The sequence below is a fragment of the Enemella evansiae genome (assembly GCF_004362375.1).
Classification (GTDB): domain Bacteria; phylum Actinomycetota; class Actinomycetes; order Propionibacteriales; family Propionibacteriaceae; genus Enemella; species Enemella evansiae.
This window is the reverse complement of record NZ_SNXA01000008.1, coordinates 946432-968300: the sequence shown is the minus strand read 5'-3', so window position 1 is coordinate 968300 and position 21869 is coordinate 946432. Positions and strand designations below refer to the sequence as shown.

Below are 21869 nucleotides of genomic sequence, written 5' to 3'. Positions count from 1 at the left end.
GCAGCCGCTAGCATGGCCGGGTGAATTCGCCCCTGTCGACCCCGGCGCCCGAGCAGCACCAAGGCTCCGATGGTGCGACATCGAGCGGTGGCGCCACCGCCACCCGGGGGACGGCCGCCGGCGGCCGGGTGCTGCTGGCCGCCGCGATCTTCGTCATCGCCACCTATCTGATCTCGATCCCGCTCTACTGGCTGCAGGGCCGCTTCGAGATCGCCACCTGGGTCTTCAATCTCGGCACCCTCGGCCCCTTCCTCGGCGGGCTGGTGGCGCTGCTGGTCTGCCGCGGGCTGCGGCTGCCGCTGCGCTGGGTCGCCGGCCTCGGTTTCAACGTGCAGGTGGTCCGGCGCTCGATCCTCGCCGCCGCCGCCGCGCTCGCGATCGTGCTGCTGGCGGTGCAGTTCTATGGCTTCTTCCACTGGCAGATGAAGCCGATCGACCTGGCCGGGGTGCCCTATCCGCTCGCCATGCCGGGCGACTCGGGCACCATCTTCGGGTTCATCGCGATCGGGTTGCTGATCGGCTGCATCCTCGAGGAATTCGGCTGGCGCACCATCCTGGAGCCGACGCTGCTGCCCAAGCTGGGCGTGCTCGGCACCGGCATCGTGGTTGGTGTGATCTGGGGTCTGTGGCAGTGGCCGTTCTGGCTGGCGCTGATGCAGCGGCAGAGCACCAACCCCAGCCGGATGCAGGCACTGCTCTACACCGGCAGCCACTTCGTCGCCGCCATCGCGGTGTCGCTGATCCTGGTCGTCATCCACCAGCGGATGCGGCACGGGCACTGGGCGGCCGCGGTCGCCTTCCGATGGGTCTACGGGATCGGTTTCTTCCTGATCCTGGACGAGGAGCTGGGCCGCTGGCAGCCGATGTTCGCGATCGCCGCCTGCTCGGCGCTGGCCGCCGCGGTCGGCTACTACTACCACTGGCGCCGGACCCGGACCAAGCGGGTCCGCCCGGCCGCCCGGACGGCGCCGTCGAGCTAGCCCGAAGGGCGCCGGTTCGTCAAGATCGTCTCACCATGGCACACGATTTCGGAGAACGCTGACGGGCTGAGTACCGTTTCACTGCTGCACCCGGGGCCCCCCGAGTGCGGTGGGCCGTGCCGCCACGCAGCCAGCGCGCGCGGGCGGCACGCACCAGAAGTCAGGAGATGAGACATGACGAGCGAACCCGTGATCGCGCGACGGCCCGTCCACCGCCCCGCCGAGGGGCTCTACGATCCTGCCTTCGAGCACGACGCCTGCGGGGTGGCCTTCGTCGCCCAGCTGAGCGGCGTGGCCGACCACGACATCGTGGAGAAGGGTCTGGAGGCGCTGCGCAACCTCGACCATCGCGGCGCGACTGGCGCCGACACCGCCGCCGGTGACGGCGCCGGCATCCTGATCCAGGTCCCGGACGCCTTCCTGCGCGAGGTCTGCGACTTCGAGCTGCCGGACGCCGGGGCGTACGCCGTGGGCACGGCCTTCCTGCCCCAGGAGGCCGACCAGCGCGCCGCCGCGGTCGCCGGTATCGAGAAGATCGCCGCCGCCGAGGGCCTGACGGTGCTCGGCTGGCGCGACGTGCCCACCGAGGACGGCACCCTGAGCCCGGTCTCGGTGGCGGTGATGCCGCACTTCACGCAGCTGCTGGTGGCCGGTGCCGACGGCCAGCAGGGCATCGAACTGGACCGGTTGGCGTACGCCCTGCGGCGCCGCAGCGAACGTGAGGTGGGGGTCTATTTCCCCTCGCTGTCCGCGCGCACCCTGGTCTACAAGGGCATGCTGACCACCGATCAGCTGGAGGAGGTCTTCCCCGAGCTGCACGACGAGCGGCTGGCCTCGGCGCTGGCGCTGGTGCACTCCCGGTTCTCCACCAACACCTTCCCGAGCTGGGAGCTGGCCCACCCGTTCCGGATGATCGCCCACAACGGTGAGATCAACACCGTCAAGGGCAACCGCAACTGGATGCGGGCCCGGGAGGAGCTGCTCGCCTCCCAGTTGATCGGCGGCAGCCTGGAGCGGTTGTTCCCGATCTGTACGCCCGGGCACTCCGACTCCGCCTCCTTCGACGAGGTGTTGGAGCTGCTGCACCTGGGCGGGCGCTCGTTGCCGCACGCGGTGCTGATGATGATCCCCGAGGCGTGGGAGAACAACCCGTCGATGGATCCGGCCCGCCGCGACTTCTACCGCTTCCACGCCTGCCTGATGGAGCCGTGGGACGGTCCGGCCAGCGTCTGCTTCACCGACGGCACCCTGATCGGTGCGGTGCTGGACCGCAACGGCCTGCGCCCCGGCCGCTACTGGATCACCGAGGACGGGTTGGTGGTGCTCGCCTCCGAGGCCGGTGTGCTGCCCGGGATCGAGGCCGCGCAGGTGGTCCGCAAGGGCCGGATGCAGCCGGGTCAGATGTTCCTGGCCGATCTGGACCAGCACCGGATCATCCCCAACGACGAGATCAAGGACACCCTGGCCGCCGAGCAGCCCTACGGCGAGTGGCTGGCCGGTGGGCTGATCAGCCTCGACGACCTGCCCGAACGCGATCACACCGTGCACGGGCACAGCTCGGTGACCCGCCGTCAGCAGGTGTTCGGCTACACCGAGGAGGAGCTGCGGCTGCTGCTCACCCCGATGGCCAACACCGGTGCCGAACCGATCGGTTCGATGGGCACCGACACCCCGATCGCCGCGCTCAGCGAACGCCCGCGGCTGATGTTCGACTACTTCGCCCAGCTGTTCGCGCAGGTGACGAACCCGCCGCTGGACGCGATCCGCGAGGAGCTGGTCACCTCGCTGGCCGGCACCATCGGCCAGGAGCAGAACCTGCTCGAACCCGGCCCGGCGTCCTGTCGGCAGATCGTCATCCCGTTCCCGGTGCTGGACAACGACCAGCTGGCCAAGATCGTCGCGCTGAACCGGCTCGGTGACATGCCCGGCTTCCGCCCGCACGTGGTCCGTGGCCTCTATCGGGTCGAGGACGGCGGGATGGGTCTGCGGCACGCCCTGGACCGGGTCTGCGCCGAGGTCAGCCGCGCCATCACCGAGGGTGCCCGGACGGTGATCCTGTCCGACCGGCACTCCAACGCCGAGTACGCCCCGATCCCGTCGCTGCTGCTCACCGCGGCGGTGCACCACCACCTGGTGCGCACCAAGGCACGCACCCGGGCCGCGCTGATCGTCGAGGCCGGTGACGTCCGCGAGGTGCACCACGTCGCGACGCTGCTCGGCTACGGCGCCTCCGCGGTGAATCCCTACCTGGCCTTCGAATCCGCCGAGGACCTGGCCCGCGAAGAGGTCTATGTCCGCACCTCCCCGGAGGAGGCGGTGGTCAACCTGAAGAAGGCGCTCGGCAAGGGCGTGCTGAAGGTGATGTCCAAGATGGGCGTCTCCACCGTCGCCTCCTACACCGGCGCCCAGATCTTCGAGTGCCTGGGCCTGTCCCAGGAGGTCATCGACCAGTACTTCACCGGCACCACCTCCAAGCTCGGTGGGCTGGGCCTGGACGAGATCGCCGAGGAGATCCGCCGCCGGCACCAGAAGGCGTACCCCAGCGACGGCATCCCGCTGCCGCACCGCGAGCTCGAGGTCGGCGGTGAGTACCAGTGGCGCCGCGAGGGCGAGCCGCACCTGTTCGACTCCGAGACGGTGTTCCGGCTGCAGCACTCCACCCGGGCCGAGCGCTACGACATCTTCAAGGCCTACACCGGGCGCGTGGACGACCAGTCGAAGCAGCTGATGACGCTGCGCGGGCTGCTGGAGTTCAAGTCCGACCGCGAACCGGTCCCGCTGGAGGAGGTGGAGCCGGTCGAGGACATCGTCAAGCGGTTCTCCACCGGTGCGATGTCCTACGGCTCGATCAGCCGGGAGGCGCACGAGACCCTGGCGATCGCGATGAACATCCTGGGTGGCAAGTCCAACACGGGTGAGGGCGGTGAGGACGCCGACCGGCTCTACGATCCCGAGCGCCGCTCGGCGATCAAGCAGGTCGCCTCCGGCCGGTTCGGGGTGACCTCGGACTATCTGAGCAATGCCGACGACATCCAGATCAAGATGGCCCAGGGTGCCAAGCCCGGTGAGGGCGGCCAGCTGCCGGGCAACAAGGTCTATCCGTGGGTGGCCAAGACCCGGCACAGTACGCCCGGGGTTGGCCTGATCTCCCCGCCGCCGCACCACGACATCTATTCGATCGAGGATCTCAAGCAGCTGATCCACGACCTGAAGTGCGCCAACCCCGCGGCGCGGATCCACGTCAAGCTGGTCGCCGAGGTCGGTGTCGGCACGGTCGCGGCCGGGGTGTCCAAGGCGAAGGCCGATGTGGTGCTGATCTCGGGCCACGACGGCGGCACCGGCGCGGCCCCGCTGACCTCGCTGAAGCACGCCGGCGGGCCCTGGGAGCTCGGCCTGGCCGAGGCCCAGCAGACGCTGATCGGCAACGGGCTGCGGGACCGGATCGTGGTCCAGGTCGATGGTCAGTTGAAGACCGGCCGCGATGTGATCATCGGCGCCCTGCTGGGTGCCGAGGAATACGGCTTCGCGACCGCGCCGCTGGTCGTCTCCGGGTGTGTGATGATGCGCGTCTGCCACCTGGACACCTGCCCGGTCGGTGTCGCCACCCAGAACCCGGAGCTGCGCAAGCGGTTCTCCGGCAAGCCGGAGTTCGTCGTCAACTTCTTCCGCTACATCGCCGAAGAGGTCCGCGAATACCTTGCCCAGTTGGGATTCCGGAGCCTGGATGAGGCGATCGGGCGGACCGACGCGCTGGAGACCCGGACCGCGGAGGCGTACTGGAAGGCGCACGGGCTGGACCTGGCGCCGATCCTGCACAAGCCGACCGGACACTTCGCCGATTCCTCGCCGCTGCTGTCGGTGACCGGCCAGGACCACGGCCTGGACGAGTCGCTGGACCGGCAGGTGCTGATCCCGCTGGCCCAGCCGGCGCTGGAGAACGGTGAGCAGGTGACCGCCGAGGTCGAGGTGCGCAACATCCACCGCACCGTCGGCACCATCCTCGGTCACGAGGTGACCAGGGCCACCGACGGCAAGGGCTTCAACGACGACACCATCGACCTCACCCTGATCGGTTCGGGTGGCCAGTCCTTCGGCGCCTTCCTGCCGCGCGGGGTGACCCTGCGGTTGATCGGTGACTCGAATGACTATGTGGGCAAGGGATTGTGCGGGGGCCGGATCGTCGTCCGCCCGCCGGCCGACGCCGGTTTCGAGCCGCACGAGCAGATCATCGCCGGCAACGTGATCGGCTATGGCGCGACCTCCGGTGAGCTGCTGCTGCGCGGCCAGGTGGGGGAGCGGTTCTGCGTCCGCAACTCCGGTGCCACCGCGGTCGTCGAGGGTGTCGGCGACCACGGGTGTGAGTACATGACCGGCGGTCGGGTGCTGATCCTGGGTGGTACCGGGCGGAACTTCGCCGCCGGCATGTCCGGCGGGGTCGCCTACGTGCACCAGTTGCGCGAGGAGAATCTGAACCGGGAGATGGTCGACACCTTCGCCCCGGACGCCGAGGACGTCGCGGTGATCACCGAACTGCTGCAGCGCCACCACGAGCAGACCGGATCGCAGAGCGCCGCCGAGCTGTTGTCCGGTGACATCGCGGGCAGCTTCACCAAGGTGCTGCCGCGCGAGTACGCCAAGGTGATGGCGGCGCGCAACCAGGCCAAGGCCGACGGCCTCGACGAGGAGGCGGCCGACCGCCGGATGATGGAGGCCGTCGGTGTCTGATCCCACCACCACCCCACGCCGAGACGAGATGGAGGCGTACCATGGCTGACCCCCGCGGATTCCTCAAGCACGACAGAGAACTGGCCGAACGCCGCCCGATCGCCGAGCGGGTGAACGACTGGCAGGAGGTCTATCCCGGTGGACCGGGCAAGGCGCTGCTGCCGATCATCACCGAGCAGGCCAGCCGCTGCATGGACTGCGGTATCCCGTTCTGCCACCAGGGCTGCCCGCTGGGCAACCTGATCCCGGAGTGGAACGATCTGGTCTACCGCAACGACTGGACCGATGCGCTGGACCGATTGCATGCCACCAACAACTTCCCCGAGTTCACCGGGCGGCTCTGCCCGGCGCCGTGCGAGACCGCCTGCGTGGTGGGCATCAACTCCCCGCCGGTGACGATCAAGAACGTCGAGGTGGCGATCGCCGACCGCGGCTGGGACAACCGCAACGTGAAGGCCCAGTTGCCGGAATGGCATACCAACAAGACGGTTGCGGTGATCGGTTCCGGCCCGGCCGGGCTGGCCGCCGCCCAGCAGCTGACCCGCGAGGGGCACACCGTCGCGGTCTACGAGCGCGCCGACGCACCGGGTGGCCTGCTGCGTTACGGCATCCCCGAGTTCAAGATGGAGAAGGAGGTGCTCGACCGACGGCTGCGGCAGATGCGCAACGAGGGCACCATCTTCCGCTCCGGTGTCGACGTCGGCACCGACATCACCGGTGATGAGCTGCTGAAGCGCTATGACGCGGTGGTGCTGGCGATCGGGTCGACCGTGGCGCGGGATCTGCCGATCCCCGGCCGCGAACTCGGCGGAATCCATCAGGCGATGGACTTCCTGCCGCAGGCCAACCGCGCCGCGCTCGGTGAGGAGGTCGAGAACCAGATCCTCGCCACCGGCAAGGACGTGGTGATCATCGGCGGCGGCGACACCGGTGCCGACTGCCTGGGCACCTCGATCCGGCAGCAGGCCCGCTCGATCACCCAGCTGGAGATCATGCCGCAGCCGGGCGAGGACCGTCCGGAGAACCAGCCCTGGCCGACCTACCCGATGATCTATCGGGTGTCCTCGGCACACGAGGAGGGCGGCGAGCGGATCTTCGCGGTCAACACCACCGAATTCGTCGACGACGGGTCGGGCAATGTGGCCGCGCTGCGGTTGACCGAGGTCGAGCAGGTGGACGGGAAGTTCAACCCGATCGAGAGCAGCGAACGCGAGATCCCCGCGCAGCTGGTGCTGTTGGCGATGGGCTTCACCGGCCCGGAGCGCGGTGGCCTGGTCGAGGAGTTCGGGCTGGAGCTCGACGCGCGCGGCAACATCGCCCGCAGCGAGCACTACGAGACCTCCAAGCCGGGCGTCTTCGTCGCCGGTGACGCCGGCCGTGGCCAGTCGCTGATCGTCTGGGCGATCGCCGAGGGCCGCTCCTGCGCCGCCGGGGTGGACTGGTACCTGACCGGGGACACCAAGCTGCCCAAGCCGATCATGCCCCACGAACGCCCACTGGTCGTCTGAGGCGTACGCTCGCGGCATGAGTCGGCCCACTGAATCGTCGGTACGCGGCCGGCCGAAGTCCTATCTTCGGCTGGCCGGGGTGGTGCTCTGGGTGCTGGTGGCCATTGCGGCCTTCTTCGTCAACCAGCTGCTCGCGATCGGGTTGCTGGTGATGCTGCTGGGGATGGTGCACCGCTCACTGCGGATCCCGTTGCTGGTGCTCGGGGTGGTCTGCGTGATGGGCGGGGTGCTGATGCTCGTCGGCGTCTTCGGCGGCGCGCCCGCTTGAGCTGGCCGAGGGTCGCTCGGCCCGATCCGGCCCCTGCGGTGTTTGGGGTGCCAGTGACGCGGCCGTGCGGGTCGCCGGTCGATATCTGGTCGCCGTCTACGTCTGGGGCGCTGATCGGTCCCGGGAGGAGGAACCGCTGCCGATCGGGCTGGCCGGGGAGCGAACGGGCGCCCCGGCGGCTGGCCAGGCGGTCATCGCGAGGTCGATGATCTGGTGCAGCCGGGTACGCGGAACGCTCGCGTTCGACTGGTTGGACAAGCCCTCCCACAGGGTACGCACCCAGTCGGTGAGCACCGCGGCGTCCAGGCCGGGGTCGAGCCGGCCAGCCGTCTGGTCCTGTTCGATCCGCTCGGTGAGGATCGCGGCGAGCGCATGCTGATGCTCCTCCAGCGTCTGGCGGACATCGATGGTGTCGCGACCACCCTGGATCGCGGCGCTGACCACCAGGCAGCTCATTGGCCGTTCGGTGTCGGTGAACTCATCCACCGAGTCGCGGAGGATCTTCTCGGCGGCCTCGCGTGCGGTCGCGCTGCGCACCGCCTCGATGTAGATCGCGGTGTAGCGCTGCATGTAGTGCTGGACCGCCTCGGCGAACAGGGTGCGCTTGTCGGTGAACGCGGCATAGAAACTCGACGGTGAGATCCCCATCGCCGCGGTGAGGTCGGCCAGTGAGGTGCCGTCGTAACCACGCGCCCAGAAGAGCCGGGTCGCGGCCAGCAGTGCGGCATCGCGGTCGAAGCCGCGGGGGCGTCCTCGGGTGCTCACCGCGTGACGGAGTACGCCTGCATGGGCTGTGGCGCGCGGGTGAGGGGCCGCCGGTCGTGGTGATCCCCGGGGTGATGGCCGATGCCGAGTCGTTCGGGCCGGTCGTCGATGCGATCGAGGGCGGGCGGCCGGTGCTGATCGTCAACCGGCGTGGGCGGGCGCCGAGCGGGCCGCTGGGGAAGGGGTACGCGGTGGCGGTCGAGGTCGCCGATCTGCGCGCCTGGCTCGACGAACTGGGCAGACCGGTGTCCCTGGTGGGCTGGAGTTGCGGCGCGACGATCGCGCTCGAGGCCGCAGCGGGTGATCCCCGGGTGACGAGGGTGGTGGGTTACGAGCCCGTGCTCGCACCCTTCGGTGCGGACGCGCTGCCCGCGTTGCGTGCCGCCGACAACGACCGGCGGGTGGAGATCGTCAACCTCGACGTGTCACTGTTCCCGCCGAAGCGGGTGGCCGAGCTGCGCGCGAGCCCTGCGTGGCCGGTGCTCGCCCGGCTGGCCGAGCCGCTCGCCGATGAGCTGACGGCGCTGAACGAGTTCCGCCCCGGCGACTGGTCGGGAGTCCATGCCGAACTGATTCTCGGTGAGCTCAACCAGGGCGGGGAGCCCTACGGTTCCGCGTTCGATCGGGTTGCCGAGCGGTTGCCGTCGGCCCGCACGGTCCTGCTGCACCATCAGGGGCATCTCGCGCACGCGGAGGATCCCGCCTCGCTCGGCCGGTTGATCGGTGAGGTGCTCACCCGCCGCTGAATCCGTGCGGCAGGGCATTCGCGAGATTCGAGAGCAATGCTCTTGATTCTCGGACGGCCGCGTGGTTCAGTCGACTCATCAAAACGAGAGCGGTGCTCTCTAATCCGGTGAGGAGTAACCGTGGCCACCAGTGAGCTCGATTTCGCGACTCGCTTCTTCAATGCGGTCATCAAGGGGTTGTCCCGGCTGGGCATCAGTGCTTTCGGTGCCCAGGAGCTGATCGTCCGCGGACGCAGGAGTGGCAAGGAATTCAGTACACCGGTCAACCCGATGACCGTCGGCGGGGTGACCTATCTGATCGCGCCCCGCGGTCAGACCCAGTGGGTGCGCAATGCGCGCCACCACCGGGAGGTGGCGCTGCGTCGAGGGCGGCGGCGGACGGCGTACGAGATCGCGGAGGTGCACGGTGCCGAGGCGGTGCCACCGATGCGCCACTACCTGCGGAAGTGGGCCTGGGAGGTCGGACGGTTCTTCCCCGAGGGGGTCACGGCAGACTCGACCGATGCCGAGCTGGCTGCGGTCATCCCGGCGCACCCGGTGTTCCGAATCACCGAGCGGGCCGCGTGATGATCCGAATGTGGGGGACCGTTGGAGTCGCGGTGCTGGCGTTCGCGGTCTTCGAGGCGGTCAAATACGGCGGGTGGACCTGGCTGGCGCTGGCGTTCGGTGTGCTCGGGCCGGACCTGGCCTTCCTGGCTGGGCTCGGAGCCGATCCCCGCGAGACTGGCCGGGGCCGGCTGGCGCCCAAGGCCGTACCGGCGTACAACCTGGCACATCGTGCCTGGCTCCCGATCCTGTTCCTGGTGGTGGTGTCGCTGCTGCCGATCGCGCACGCGGTGTTCGTGCCCTGGTTCGTGTTCGGGCTGGCGTGGCTCACCCATATCGCCATCGACCGGGCCGCCGGATATGGGCTGCGCGATGCGGAGGGGTGGGTGCGGGGTCGCGCGCCGGTGGCCTGAGTCCGATCTCCATCGCCCCATAGTGCGTATTGCATTAGCGCAATGTGCACTATAGGCTCTCATCGGAGAGCGAGGGGGCAGCGCATGGGCATCGGGAGGGCGGACCGCGATCTGGTGAGCCTGGCGGTGCTCGGGCTGCTGCTCGGCGGGCCGAAGCACACCTACGAGATGCAGCGGATGATGGTCGAGACCCGCAAGGACTTCGTCACCGGCCTGCCGCGCAGCATGTACCACGCGGTGGACAAGCTGCAGCGCTCGGGCAGCATCACCCCGGTGGAGACCGTGCGGGTCAGCGGCAAGCCGGAGCGGACCGTGTACGCCCTCACCGAGCGGGGGAGCGCCGAACTGCAGCTGCGCCTCGAATTGCTGCTGGCCCAACCCGACCCCGACGCCACCCTCTTCGTCGCCGCGCTGTCCTTCCTGGCCTGCCTGCCGACCCGGCGGGCCACCGCCGCACTCCGCGCCCGGGCCGAGGCGCTGACCGAACACATCGAGACCACCGAGGCCGACCTGGCCGACGCGCCGACGACCCTGCCGGCGGTGCTGCTGGTCGAGGCCCGGTTCGAACTCGCCACCGCCCGATCGCAACGTGACTGGGTGCGGGGCGTGCTCGCCGATCTCGAATCCGGCCGCCTCGACTGGTCCGACGACATCACCCGCCTGACGCCAGATTCCCAACCGGAGAAGGATTCGCGATGACCACCACACCCACCGACGAGACCCTGCGGCACGTATTGAGCGAACTGGGCCGCGCCTGGAACGCCGGCGACGCCCGGGCGTACGCCGACCTGTTCACCCCGACCGCCAGCTATGTCACCTTCGACGGCCGGCTGCTCGCCGGCCGCGAGCAGATCGAACAGGTGCACCGCTTCCTGTTCACCGGCCCACTCCGCGGTTCGACGATGGTCACCGGCGATGACGCCATCGAATCGGTCCCGACCCGTACCGACGACCTCGCGGTGATCGTCAGCACCGGCGCCGTCCAGCTCGCCGATCAACCGGTCGCCGACGACCGGGACTCGATCCAGACCCTGGTCCTCACCCGCGTCGAGCAGGGCTGGCGGATCGCCGCCTTCCAGAACACCCGACTCAGCGCGCCGGGTACGCCTTCGGCAGCCGCATCCCACGCTCGGCCATCAACCCCCGGACCCGGTTCGGATAGTCGGTGATGACACCGTCCACCCCGTTGTCGATCAGCGCACTCACCGTGGGTAGGTCATCGACGGTCCACGGCACCACCTTCAGGCCGAGTGCGTGGGCCTCGGCGACCATCGCGCGATCCGCATAGATCCGAAAGCCCGGGTCGCCGATCTTGCCGTTCTGCGGGAAACCGTAGTTCGGCGACAGCGTGGTCACCCCCTCGATGGATGCCGCCGCCCGGACGAAGCTGCCGCCGAAGTCGTCCACGTCGATCCCGCCGAGCCAGGGGGACGCGCCGGGCTTGCCGACCTGGAGGAAGTCGTAGTTGGTGAGCGCGACCAGCGGCCAGGACGGTTCGAGCTGGTGCATCAGCTTCAGTGAGCCCCAGTCGAAGGACTGGATGGTGACCTGCTTCGCCAACCCGGAGCGGGCGATCTCGTCGCGCACGGTGCGGACGAAGACCTCCCGCGGGGCGGTCTGTTCGGGGGCGCCGGCCTCGACCTTGGTCTCGATGTTCATCTTCACCTGTTTGGCGTTGTGCGAGCGGACGACGGCGAACACGTCGGCGAGTTCGGCCATCTTCGCGCCCCACACGACCTCCTGCTCGGGGAAGCCTGGGAGTTGCTGGAAACCGCAGTTCATCGTCTTGATCTGGGCCAGGCTGAGATCTTTGATGTACTTGCCCACATAGGGAAATTGCGGATCGCCCGGTGTCGCCGGTGCGGTGTCGGCGCACTTGGTGCCGCTCACCTGCCGGTCGTGGGTGACGACGACCTTGCCGTCGCGGGTCACCTGGGTGTCCAGTTCGAGGGTGGTGACACCGAGCTCGAGGGCCTTGGCGAAACCGGCCGGCTGTTCCTCGGTGGTCATGCCGATCCCGCCGCGGTGGGCCTGCAGGTCGAACTGCGTCTTCTGCGGCAGCACCTGCCGCTTCGGTTCGGGTGCCGGCGCGGCGGAGGCGGTCGCGGTGGCGGACACGGTCAGGGTGAGCGCGGCGAGGCCGGCGAGCAGGACGCGGGCCGCGGCGGGGGTGGTGGTCATGTTTCCGGACGCTAAGCAGCTCGGGCGACCGCAGGGTGAATCCCGGGTGACGGGTGGAGGGCGGTTGCGGGAAGCCCTCAACCGGTTTCGACGACGAGCTCCAGTTCCTCGCCCCGGATCCCGGCCAGGCGTTCCCGCTCGTCGGCCAGCTCCGGCCCGGGAACCGGGCCGGCCTCGGTGAACCAGGTCGCCTCGAGGACGCCTCGGCGTACCCGCCAACTGCCGGAAACCACACCGGCATTCAGAATCAGGTTCGCACCCCTGGTCGCCACCGGCCGGCGATCGGACGAGATGATCCGCTGGTCCGTGGTACCGGGGCCCATCACCCACGGATCGAAACCCGGCAGCAGGCGTACCGAGTCGACCGGTTCGGCGGAGGTGAGTGCGTCCAGATCCGCGGTCCGGGCGTACGCCGTCAACCCGTCGACGAGCACCTCGCAGACCGCGCCACCGGTGACCAGTCCGTCGAGCCAACCGGTGACCATCCGCTTCGGTACGCCGAGGCCGTCGGTGAGCCGGTAGTGCAGGTTGTCCCGGGTCGCCGGGGCGTACGCCGCCAGGTAGCCCTCGATCGCCCGCGGGCCGGCCTCGTCCAGCTCGGGCAGTCCGGGCCAGCGTGGATCGGCCCCGACCAGCAGTTGGAACGTCGCCTGCTGGCCGCGGTCCGGGCCGAAGCTGATGTCACCCAGCCAGTGCAGCGGTTTGTAGAGCGCGTCCGAAGCCGCGCCACCGGCTGCCTTCGACAGCCGAGCCATCGCGGGGGAGTGCCCGGCCAGGAAGGCGGCGATCTCCGCCCGGGTCCGCGGCCCGTCCGCCAGCGCCTCTCGGATCGCCTGGCGGAACGGTTCCCAATCAGGCAAGGAGAAGTCGGCCTGCCGCTGGAACCGATCGCCCTCCCAGCTGCGGGTCGTGGTGTGCAGCGCCAGCAGATCGGCGGCGGCCCGGTGGGTGAAGACGTACGACCCACCACGGAACGCGTACCCGCGGATCAGCTCACCGGCATCGAGCGCCCGGGTCACCGCCGCGGGTTCCGGCCGTGCCTGCCGCACGGCGACCGCGAGCTCGGCCTGCGCGGCCGGCCAACCGCGCAGCGCGATCACCGACTCGACGACCTCCGCGGCCGTGGCGTCGAGCCGCTCGCCCAGCCCCTGCCGGGCCAGCCGCCACCCCAACACGCGGCGGCCGTCGAGCCCCCGCATGGCTCAGCCCCGTTTCGCTCAGCCGCCGACCGCGCTCGCCAACTGGGCCAGGGAATCCTCGAGCTGCTGTTCGGTGAAGACCGGGAACTTGACCCGCTCCAGCACCTTCTTGTCGGTGACCTTGCTCCAGTCGTAGGTCAGCGTGACCTCGGTGCTGTCCGAACCGTCGGACTCCAACTCATACATCCATTCCCAGCCGGCCGGTTCGTCCCCGGGCCGCGAGGGCTGCCAGGCGACGAGCCGGTTGGGCTGCAGACCGGTGACGTGATTGCTCATCTGGTAGTCACCGCCCATCCGGTCGAAGAACATGTTCATCCGGAACTGCTGGCCGACCTGCTCCAACCGGTCGCCCTGCTCGACCGAGCGGACCATCCCGCTGGCGTCGATGTCGGGGTGCCGCTCGGGATTGGTGAGCAGCTCGTAGATCTCCTTGGCGGGCGCATTGATGGTGCGCTGCACGGACAGTTGCTTCGCGTCATCGCTCATGGATGCAGTCAAACATTCTCCGCGCGCCGCGGAACCCGCGGGGTGGCCGGTGCCGTGTGGGAAGGTGACAACGACAGCGAGGGGGAGGTGCGTGGCCCGGGCCGACAGGGATGCCGAGTTCGCGGAGTTCGTCAGAGAGCGTTCGCCGCGGCTGCTCGCGTTCGCGCGCGGGCTGTGCGGTGATCCCTCGTTGGCCGAGGACCTCACCCAGGGGGCGCTGGAGAAGGCGTACCTGAAGTGGCACCGGGTCCGGGCCACCGATGACCCGACGAGCTATGTCCGGCGGATCCTGGTCAACCACTACCGGGACCGGTTGCGGCGCCGGCCGTGGCGGGAGCAGAGCACCGACTTCGACCCGGGCGGGGCACCGCTGGACGCGGCGGCCGCGCACCGTCTGGACGGCGATGACCGGCCGGATCGGGCCGCCTCGGTCGCGGACCGGGAGTCGGTGCGGGCCGCGCTGGCCGGATTGACCGCCCGGGAACGCGCAGTGGTGGTGCTCCGCTTCCTGGAGGACCTCAGCGAGGCCGACACCGCGGCCGCGCTCGGCATCAAGGTCGGCACGGTGAAGAGCGCATGTGCCCGCGCCCTCGGCAAGTTGCGCGAGGCACCGGACATCCAGGGACTGCAGGAGGCGGGATGAGAAGCGAGGAAGAGCAACTGCGCGGCGCCCTGCACCGACTCAACGAAGGCGAGCCGGAGCCGCTGGACGCCGACCGGATCATCGCCGGTGCCCGGGCCCGGCAGACCCGGAACCGGGCCCGGATCGCCGGGGCGACCGGTGCGCTCGCCGTGGTCGCGCTGGCCGGTGTCCTGCTGCCGCCGGTGCTCCGCACGACCACCTCCGGGGTCAGTTCCTCCGCCCCCGAGGCGGCGCCCGCCCCCGTGCCCGCGGCCAGCGGCGCGGCGGCTCCGCAACGGGCCGATCGGCCGGCGGCCACGATCGCCGACGGGCGGTGGTGCCTCGTCGGCGCCATCCCGGCCTGTCAGCCGCTGGACCAGGATCGGGCCGAGATCGAGTTGTCCGGTACGCCGACGCTGGCGGTGCTGGCGCCGGCCGGTACGGAGCGGATCGAGCTGGTACGCCCCGGTGGTCCCGCCCCGCGGGTGCTGGCCGCCCAGGGGGACGACCCGCGGTTGATCGGGCTGCAACCGCTGGCCGGCCGGCAGCCGATCCAGGCGGTGGCCGCCGACGGGCGGGTGCTCGCGACCTGGTGAGGTCGGCGATGGGGGGTGTTCGAGGAACTGGGGGTGGGTTCATCTCGACACGCCGCCCATTGCTCCGCTTCGCTGCGCATGGGCGGCTACTCGATGAACGAGGGGCAGCGCTGCGCATGGGCGGCTACTCGATGAACGAGGGCAGGACTCGATGAACGTGGCGAGCCGGGCGGGGAGTGTCGGCGGAGCGAGGTAGTCTTTCTGGTCTCCCCGTCGGCACCCGGCGAGGCGGCATCCGCAGGCGATTTTCAGTGGAGGTTGAACGCCCAGACATGGCTGACCAGAACTCCTTCGTGCACCTGCACTGCCACTCGGAATACTCGATGCTCGACGGCGCCGCGCGGGTCGGTGACATGTTCTCCACCGCGGCCGAGATGGGCATGCCGGCGATCGCGATGACCGATCACGGCAACCTGTTCGGTGCCTATGAGTTCTACAAGAAGGCGCAGGGCACCGGGGTCAAGCCGATCATCGGGCTGGAGGCGTACCTCACCCCCAAGACGCACCGCTCGGAACGCAAGCGGGTGCGGTTCGGTGACGGGACCGGTGACGATGTCGCGGCCTCGGGGGCGTACACCCACATGACCATGTGGGCGGAGAACAACACCGGGATGCACAATCTGTTCCGGCTCTCCTCGCTGTCCTCGATCGAGGGGTTCTTCTACAAGCCGCGGGCGGACCGGGAGCTGCTGGAGACCTATGCGCCGGGACTGATGGCGACCACCGGTTGCCCCTCGGGTGAGGTGCAGACCCATCTGCGGCTGGGGCAATATGACGAGGCGGTGAAGTCGGCGGCCGATTTCCGCGACATCTTCGGCGCGGACAACTATTTCGTCGAGCTGATGGATCACGGCCTGGACATCGAGCGCAGTGTGCGGTCGGGGCTGCTGCGGCTCGCCAAGGATCTGAACCTGCCGCTGGTCGCGACCAACGACCTGCACTACGTGCACAAGCACGACGCCGACGCCCACGACAACCTGCTCTGCGTCTCCGCCGGGTCGACCAAGGACAGCCCGAACCGATTCAAGTTCAACGGCGACGGCTACTACGTGAAGACCGCCGAGGAGATGCGGCAGCTGTTCAGCGAGCTGCCCGAGGCCTGCGACACCACGCTGGCGATCGCCGAGCGGTGCAATGTGTCCTTCACCGAGGGTGAGGGCCGGTTCATGCCGCGGTTCGACTGCCCGCCGGGGGAGAACGAGGAGTCCTGGTTCGTCAAGGAGGTCGAGCGCGGCCTGCAGGAGCGGTTCGACGGCGCGGTGCCCGACTATGCGGTCAAGCAGGCGCGGTACGAGCAGGAAGTGATCATCGGCAAGGGGTACGCCGGCTACTTCCTGGTGGTGTCGGACTTCATCAAGTGGGCCAAGGAGAACGGCATCCGGGTCGGTCCCGGGCGTGGTTCGGGTGCGGGCTCGATGTGTGCGTACGCGATGAAGATCACCGACCTGGACCCGATCCCGCACGGGCTGATCTTCGAGCGCTTCCTGAACCCCGAGCGCAAGTCGATGCCCGACTTCGACGTCGACTTCGACGATCGCCGCCGGCCCGAGGTGATCCGCTACGTCACCGAGAAATACGGCTCGGACAAGGTCGCGATGATCGTCACCTACGGCACCATCAAGGCCAAGCAGGCGGTCAAGGACTCCGCGCGGCTGCTCGGCATGCCGTTCTCGATGGGGGAGAAGATCACCAAGGCGATGCCGCCGGCGGTGATGGGCAAGGACGTGCCGCTGAAGGACCTGTTCGACCCGCAGCACAAGCGGTACACCGAGGGCGGCGAGTTCCGCGAGCTCTACGACTCCGATCCCGAGGTCAAGACCGTCGTCGACACCGGTATCGGCATCGAGGGGCTGAAGCGGCAGTGGGGTGTGCACGCCGCCGGCGTGATCATGTCCTCCGAGCCGTTGCAGTCGGTGATCCCGGTGATGAAGCGGGAGTCCGACGGCGCGATCATCACCCAGTTCGACTACCCGACCTGCGAGACGCTCGGGCTGGTCAAGATGGACTTCCTGGGCCTGCGGAACCTGACGATCCTCGATGACGCGGTCACCAATGTGAAGCTGAACCGCGACTTCGACCTGGATCTCGAGGCGCTCAGCAAGGACATGACCGACCGGCGCACCTACGAGCTGCTCGGCCGCGGCGACACCCTGGGTGTGTTCCAGCTCGACGGCGGCGGGATGCGCTCGCTGCTGCGGTTGATGCAGCCGGACAACTTCGAGGACATCTCCGCGGCGCTCGCGCTCTACCGCCCCGGCCCGATGGGCGCCAACGCGCACACCAACTTCGCGCTGCGCAAGAACGGCAAGCAGGAGATCACCCCGATCCATCCGGAGCTGGAGGAAGCGCTCTCGGAGATCCTGGACACCACCTACGGCCTGATCATCTATCAGGAGCAGGTGATGGCGATCGCCCAGCACCTCGCCGGCTACACCCTGGGCAACGCCGACCTGCTGCGCCGGGCGATGGGCAAGAAGAAGCGCGAGGTGTTGGACGCCGAGTTCGTGAACTTCGAGGCCGGCATGCTCGCCAACGGTTTCTCGAAGGCGGCGGTGAAGGCGCTGTGGGACGTGTTGCTGCCGTTCTCCGACTACGCCTTCAACAAGGCGCACACCGCGGCGTACGGTCTGGTCTCCTACTGGACGGCCTACCTGAAGGCCAACTATCCCACCGAATACATGGCCGCGCTGCTGACCTCGGTGAAGGACGACAAGGACAAGATGGGGCTCTATCTGGCGGAGTGCCGCCACATGGGCATCAAGGTCCTGCCGCCGGATGTGAACTCCTCGGAGATGAACTTCACCCCGGTCGGCACCGACATCCGCTTCGGGCTGTCCGCGGTCCGCAATGTCGGCGCCAACGTGGTCTCGCTGATGTCGGCGGAGCGCGAGCAGACCGGCAAGTCGACAGACTTCAACGACTTCCTGGACAAGGCGCCGCTGCCAGCCTGCAACAAGCGGCTGGTCGAGTCGCTGATCAAGGCCGGTGCGTTCGACTCGATGGGCCATCCGCGACGCGCGCTGATGGAGATCTTCGAGGAGAACATCGACCAGGTCATCGACGTCAAGCGCAACCAGGCCAACGGCCAGGACGACCTGTTCGCCGGCTTCGGGGACGAGTCCGCCTCCGCGATCAGCATGCTCACCCCGGTACCGGACCTGCCCGACTGGGACAAGCGGACCAAGCTCGCCTTCGAACGCGAGATGCTCGGGCTCTACGTCTCCGACCACCCGTTGCAGGGGTTGGAGCACATCCTGGAATCGGAGCGGGAGATCTCGATCGGCCGGCTGGTCGCCGAGGACGGGCCCAGGGACACCACCACCGCGATCTGCGGGATGATCACCCAGATCGTCCGCAAGACCACCAAGTCCGGCGATTCGATGGCGATCCTGACCGTGGAGGACCTGGAGGCCTCGGTCGAGGTGCTGCTCTTCCCGAAGGTCTATTCGCTGGTGTCCACCGTGCTCGCCACCGACACCGTGGTCCGGGTGAAGGGCAACGTACGCTCCCGCGACGACTCGGTGAATCTGATGGCCACCGAGCTGACCGTGCCCGATGTGGACACCGGCCCCGCGAAACCGGTGGTGATCTCGCTGCCCTCGACCCGCTGCACCCCGCCGGTGGTGGAGGAACTGCGGCAGGTGCTGCGCAACCATCCGGGGGTGACCGAGGTCCATCTGCGGTTGCTGACCCAGAGCCGGACCAGCATCTGGCGGGTCGATGAGGGGCTGCGGGTGACACCGTCGCCGCCGCTGATGGCGGATCTCAAGGCATTATTGGGCCCATCATGTCTGAACGTGTGATCGATGTCTGAGCGCAGCCCCGAGTCGGTGGTGAACACCGACCCGTCCCAGCCGAGCATCCAGCACGTGGGCGACTCGGTGACCACCGGCACCATTCCGGTGATCACCGACGCCACCCGCCTGCCGGAGCGCGGTCAGCCACGCCCGGTACGCCGCCCGCTCAACCTGTGGCTCAGCGTGCTCGGGCTCGGGTCGGTGCTGCTCGGTGCGCTGGCCGGGGTGGTGTGGCGATTCGGAGTGGACCTGCCCACCTATCAGGTCAACGACGATGGCAGCGCGGTGACCAGCGAGCGGGGTCTGTCGCAGTTCATCGCCGCCGACGCCTGGTTCGTGGTGCTCGGGTTGATCTGTGGACTGATCTGCGGACTCGTGGTCTGGAAATGGTTCGCCGGCCTCGGCTGGCCGATGGTGTTCCTGGCGATCGCCTCCGCGACGGTGATGGCGCTGACCTGCTGGCAGCTCGGCTGGCTGCTCGGCCCCGGGCCGCTGGAGCCGCGGCTGGCCGCTGCCCGGCCCGGTGAGGTGTTACCCATCGAGCTGACCCTGCGCGCCCAGGCCGCCCTGCTCGTCTGGCCCTTCGCCGCCTGCCTGCCCATCATGCTCTTCGCCGCCCTCAGCCACGACCCCGAGGAACCGGCCGACACCTGAGCCCGTGGCGCGTGCTGTCCGCCCGCGCCGGTTGACTCTGCCCAACTGCTCTCCAACCGATACGGGTTTGATGCCCAGGAGGGATCAAAGAATTTCTTGATGCCCCCAGGGGATCAAAGATTTCTTTGATGCCGTGGGTGGATCAGCGATTTCCTTGATGCCATACGGGCATCAAGGACCTATTGGTTGGCAGGGGGTGCTGAGGAGCAAATCGAACCGGGGCGGCTCGCGGCGTCGCGAGCGGGGCGATATCTGCGCCCTCTATCCTGACCGCATGATCCAGATCACCGTGAAGTTCCCCATCCGTGAGGACAAGATGAGCGAGTGGGAGGAGATCTCCGCCGACTACGCCAAGGCCGTCACCGCGGAACCCGGCAACATCTTCTTCGAGTTCTCCCGCAGTGTGCTCGAACCGCAGACCTTCATCTGCATCGAGGGGTTCCGCGATGATGCCGCCGGCAAGGAGCACATGGCGCAGCCGCATGTGGAGAAGTTCATGAGCGTGATGCCCGACATCGTCTCGGCGCAGCCGCAGATCATCTACGTCGACGCCGAGGAGGTCGACGGCTTCGGGCCGATGGGGGAGATCCAGCCCCGTTGACCGAGTCCCGGTGGCGGTTGCCGTGGTTGCGGCGGCCGCCCTGGGGCTGGTTGCTGCTGGCCGCCGGCGCCCTCGCGGTGCTCACCGGGCTCGTCCCGACGCCCGAGGCGGCCCACGCCTGGGATCTCGGCTGGCCGGTGCTGCTGTTCCTGATCCTGGTCAAACCGGTCGCCGATCTGTGCCAGGTCGCCGGGCTGTTCCGGGTCGCCGCCGACGCGCTGGCCCGGTTGGCCCGCGGCTCCGGTGGCGCCCTGTTCTGGCTGTTCACCGGGCTCGCCACGCTGACCACCGTCTTCCTCAGCCTGGACACCACCGCGGTGCTGCTCGCGCCGATCGGGGTGGTGCTGGCGCGGCGACTGCGGCTCGACCCGCTGCCCTATGCCTTCGCCGCGATCTGGCTGGCGAACTCCGCCTCCCTGCTGCTGCCGGTGTCGAACCTGACCAACCTGATGGCCCACCAGCGGCTCGGTTCGGCGTACCTCGCGCAGAGCTGGTTGCCGCAGCTCGGCGTCCTGGCGGTGACCCTGTTGGTGCTCGGCCTGCGCTGGGGCCGCCGGGTCGCCGGGGCGTACGCACCGCCGCCGGTCGAACCCGTCGCCGACCGGGTGCTGCTGGTCGCCTCGGCCGTGGTCGCGCTCGCCCTCGGCCCGCTGCTGGTCCTCGGCGTACCGGCCTGGGCCGTCGCCGCCGGGGGACTGGCCGTGCTCTGGTCGACCGCCGCGCTGCGACGCCATCCAGAAGCCCGGGTACGCCCGATGCTGGCGCTGTTCCCGTTCGAGGTGGCCGCCGGGGTGCTCGGGCTGTTCTGGCTGGTCGCCGGCTTCTCCGACCGGTTGGCCGGTTGGCTGCCGACACCCGATGCCGGTGTCACGGGCAACCTGCTCGTCGCCGGAATCGCCGCCCTGGCGGCGAATGCGGTCAACAACCTGCCCGCGTTCCTGGCGCTGGAGGGCTGGGCCGGTACGCCGCAGCAGTTGCTCGCCCTGCTGGTCGGGGTGAACGTCGGCCCGACCATCCTGCTCTGGGGCTCGCTGGCCAACCTGTTGTGGTGGCAGTCGATCCGCCGGCTCGGGGTGCACGTCGGGGTACGCCGGTTCGCCGTCGAGGGACTGTTGCTGGTGCCTGTGGCTGTCCTCGTCGGTGCGCTGCTGGTAGGTGCCTGATGAACGCCCTTGACATGCTTCGACTGGAGGCCGAGACGATCTGGGGCACCGAATCGCGGGGCCGGCTCGCGGCACCGACCGTCGAGGTACTGCTCAGCACCTACGACGGGCGCAGCGCGACGATGCCGGGTGCTGCTGCCCTGGGGAGCGATGACGCGGTCCATGTGACGATGGCGCGCGGTTGGCTCCTCGGCCCCGGAGAACCCGGGCGCCCACCTGAGGGATACCGGCTGGTGACCGATGCTCAGAGTGGAACCCTCGCTCGACCATCGGGATGGGCCGAGGCCGATTGGGAGCAACTGGTGTCTGGCGGGCTGGGGCCATGGGCCGTGGTGCTGCAGGGAGAACAAGTGGTGTCGCTGGCGCACGCGGCCCGCCTCACCGAACGGGCGGCCGAGGTCGGCGTGCAGACCGAAGCGGCGCATCGTGGACTGCGTCTCGCAGGGTTCGCGGTGCGGACCTGGGCGTCGTTGTTCACCGACGAGCGGGTGCTGTTCTACAGCGCGTTCGAGGAGAATCTTCCATCGCACCGGGTCGCCGCCCAGGTGGGTGCCCGGCCCCTGGGTCGACTCACCCGGTTGTTCCTCGCGCCCGGGGCTGAACCATCGTGATGAATCGA

At 69.0% G+C, this 21869-nt stretch carries 20 protein-coding genes; 16 read left to right on the top strand and 4 right to left on the bottom strand.

All coding sequences use genetic code 11. The annotated features are described in order from the left end of the window. Positions 1-20: 20 nt before the first annotated feature. The 4 genes from C8D81_RS05220 to C8D81_RS05205 all read left to right on the top strand — a co-directional run bounded on the left by C8D81_RS05220 (position 21) and on the right by C8D81_RS05205 (position 7481). On the top strand, positions 21-980 hold the full coding sequence (locus C8D81_RS05220) for a CPBP family intramembrane glutamic endopeptidase (protein ID WP_094357130.1): 960 nt from the start codon (positions 21-23) through the stop codon (positions 978-980). Positions 981-1154: 174 nt separating this feature from the next. After that, the gene (gene gltB, locus C8D81_RS05215) at positions 1155-5705 is read left to right on the top strand and encodes a glutamate synthase large subunit (protein ID WP_133625660.1); all 4551 of its coding nucleotides are present in this window, start codon (positions 1155-1157) and stop codon (positions 5703-5705) included. A 41-nt stretch (positions 5706-5746) separates the two neighbouring features. Then, positions 5747-7213, top strand: a complete 1467-nt coding sequence (locus C8D81_RS05210) for a glutamate synthase subunit beta (RefSeq protein ID WP_094357126.1) — start codon at positions 5747-5749, stop codon at positions 7211-7213. Between the two features lie 16 nt (positions 7214-7229). Continuing rightward, complete coding sequence (locus C8D81_RS05205; protein ID WP_133625659.1) at positions 7230-7481, top strand: hypothetical protein; 252 nt, start codon at positions 7230-7232, stop codon at positions 7479-7481. Positions 7482-7577: 96 nt separating this feature from the next. On the opposite strand, the gene C8D81_RS05200 is transcribed toward C8D81_RS05205, so the two are convergent. Next, entirely contained in the window at positions 7578-8246 is a 669-nt protein-coding gene (locus C8D81_RS05200; RefSeq protein ID WP_094401071.1) for a TetR/AcrR family transcriptional regulator, read from the bottom strand. A 56-nt stretch (positions 8247-8302) separates the two neighbouring features. Here C8D81_RS05200 and C8D81_RS05195 point away from each other — a divergent pair, with 56 nt between their 5' ends. The 5 genes from C8D81_RS05195 (at position 8303) to C8D81_RS05175 (ending at position 11120) form a co-directional block, all read left to right on the top strand. Beyond that, positions 8303-8992, top strand: a complete 690-nt coding sequence (locus tag C8D81_RS05195) for an alpha/beta fold hydrolase (protein WP_208109114.1) — start codon at positions 8303-8305, stop codon at positions 8990-8992. A gap of 120 nt (positions 8993-9112) precedes the next feature. Further along, the gene (locus C8D81_RS05190) at positions 9113-9559 is read left to right on the top strand and encodes a nitroreductase/quinone reductase family protein (RefSeq protein ID WP_094401075.1); all 447 of its coding nucleotides are present in this window, start codon (positions 9113-9115) and stop codon (positions 9557-9559) included. Between the two features lie 8 nt (positions 9560-9567). Next, positions 9568-9951: a DUF4260 family protein gene (locus C8D81_RS05185; RefSeq protein ID WP_208109113.1), complete on the top strand. Its 384-nt coding sequence runs from the start codon at positions 9568-9570 to the stop codon at positions 9949-9951. 84 nt (positions 9952-10035) lie between these two features. Further along, the gene (locus tag C8D81_RS05180; protein WP_133625658.1) at positions 10036-10650 is read left to right on the top strand and encodes a PadR family transcriptional regulator; all 615 of its coding nucleotides are present in this window, start codon (positions 10036-10038) and stop codon (positions 10648-10650) included. Next, a complete protein-coding gene (locus tag C8D81_RS05175; RefSeq protein WP_094357094.1) occupies positions 10647-11120 on the top strand; it encodes an SgcJ/EcaC family oxidoreductase in 474 nt (157 codons plus the stop codon). Before C8D81_RS05180 ends, C8D81_RS05175 begins: the two co-directional genes overlap by 4 nt. On the opposite strand, the gene C8D81_RS05170 is transcribed toward C8D81_RS05175, so the two are convergent. From C8D81_RS05170 to C8D81_RS05160, 3 genes are all read right to left on the bottom strand, one after another. Further along, entirely contained in the window at positions 11041-12132 is a 1092-nt protein-coding gene (locus C8D81_RS05170) for a glycerophosphodiester phosphodiesterase family protein (protein WP_133625657.1), read from the bottom strand. The two genes, C8D81_RS05175 and C8D81_RS05170, sit on opposite strands and share 80 nt — an antisense overlap. Positions 12133-12209: 77 nt before the next feature. After that, positions 12210-13331, bottom strand: coding sequence for a DNA glycosylase AlkZ-like family protein (locus C8D81_RS05165; protein WP_133625656.1), 1122 nt, complete (start codon positions 13329-13331; stop codon positions 12210-12212). A gap of 18 nt (positions 13332-13349) precedes the next feature. Continuing rightward, a complete protein-coding gene (locus tag C8D81_RS05160; RefSeq protein ID WP_094357088.1) occupies positions 13350-13817 on the bottom strand; it encodes an SRPBCC family protein in 468 nt (155 codons plus the stop codon). 91 nt (positions 13818-13908) lie between these two features. Here C8D81_RS05160 and C8D81_RS05155 point away from each other — a divergent pair, with 91 nt between their 5' ends. The 7 genes from C8D81_RS05155 (at position 13909) to C8D81_RS05125 (ending at position 21861) form a co-directional block, all read left to right on the top strand. Further along, positions 13909-14460, top strand: a complete 552-nt coding sequence (locus tag C8D81_RS05155) for a SigE family RNA polymerase sigma factor (RefSeq protein WP_229119239.1) — start codon at positions 13909-13911, stop codon at positions 14458-14460. Continuing rightward, the gene (locus C8D81_RS05150; RefSeq protein ID WP_094431670.1) at positions 14457-15035 is read left to right on the top strand and encodes a hypothetical protein; all 579 of its coding nucleotides are present in this window, start codon (positions 14457-14459) and stop codon (positions 15033-15035) included. Before C8D81_RS05155 ends, C8D81_RS05150 begins: the two co-directional genes overlap by 4 nt. 272 nt (positions 15036-15307) lie before the next feature. Then, positions 15308-18838 (top strand): DNA polymerase III subunit alpha, encoded by a 3531-nt coding sequence (dnaE, locus tag C8D81_RS05145; RefSeq protein WP_094357082.1) that lies wholly within the window; start codon positions 15308-15310, stop codon positions 18836-18838. A 3-nt stretch (positions 18839-18841) separates the two neighbouring features. Beyond that, positions 18842-19486: a hypothetical protein gene (locus C8D81_RS05140; protein WP_094357080.1), complete on the top strand. Its 645-nt coding sequence runs from the start codon at positions 18842-18844 to the stop codon at positions 19484-19486. 274 nt (positions 19487-19760) lie between these two features. Further along, positions 19761-20087, top strand: coding sequence for a putative quinol monooxygenase (locus C8D81_RS05135; protein ID WP_094357078.1), 327 nt, complete (start codon positions 19761-19763; stop codon positions 20085-20087). After that, positions 20084-21250 carry an ArsB/NhaD family transporter gene (locus tag C8D81_RS05130; protein ID WP_094431663.1) on the top strand — a complete coding sequence of 389 codons (1167 nt, stop codon included), beginning with the start codon at positions 20084-20086 and terminating at the stop codon, positions 21248-21250. The genes C8D81_RS05135 and C8D81_RS05130 overlap by 4 nt, the downstream gene beginning before the upstream one ends. Next, complete coding sequence (locus tag C8D81_RS05125) at positions 21250-21861, top strand: GNAT family N-acetyltransferase (protein ID WP_133625654.1); 612 nt, start codon at positions 21250-21252, stop codon at positions 21859-21861. The genes C8D81_RS05130 and C8D81_RS05125 overlap by 1 nt, the downstream gene beginning before the upstream one ends. Positions 21862-21869: the final 8 nt, after the last annotated feature.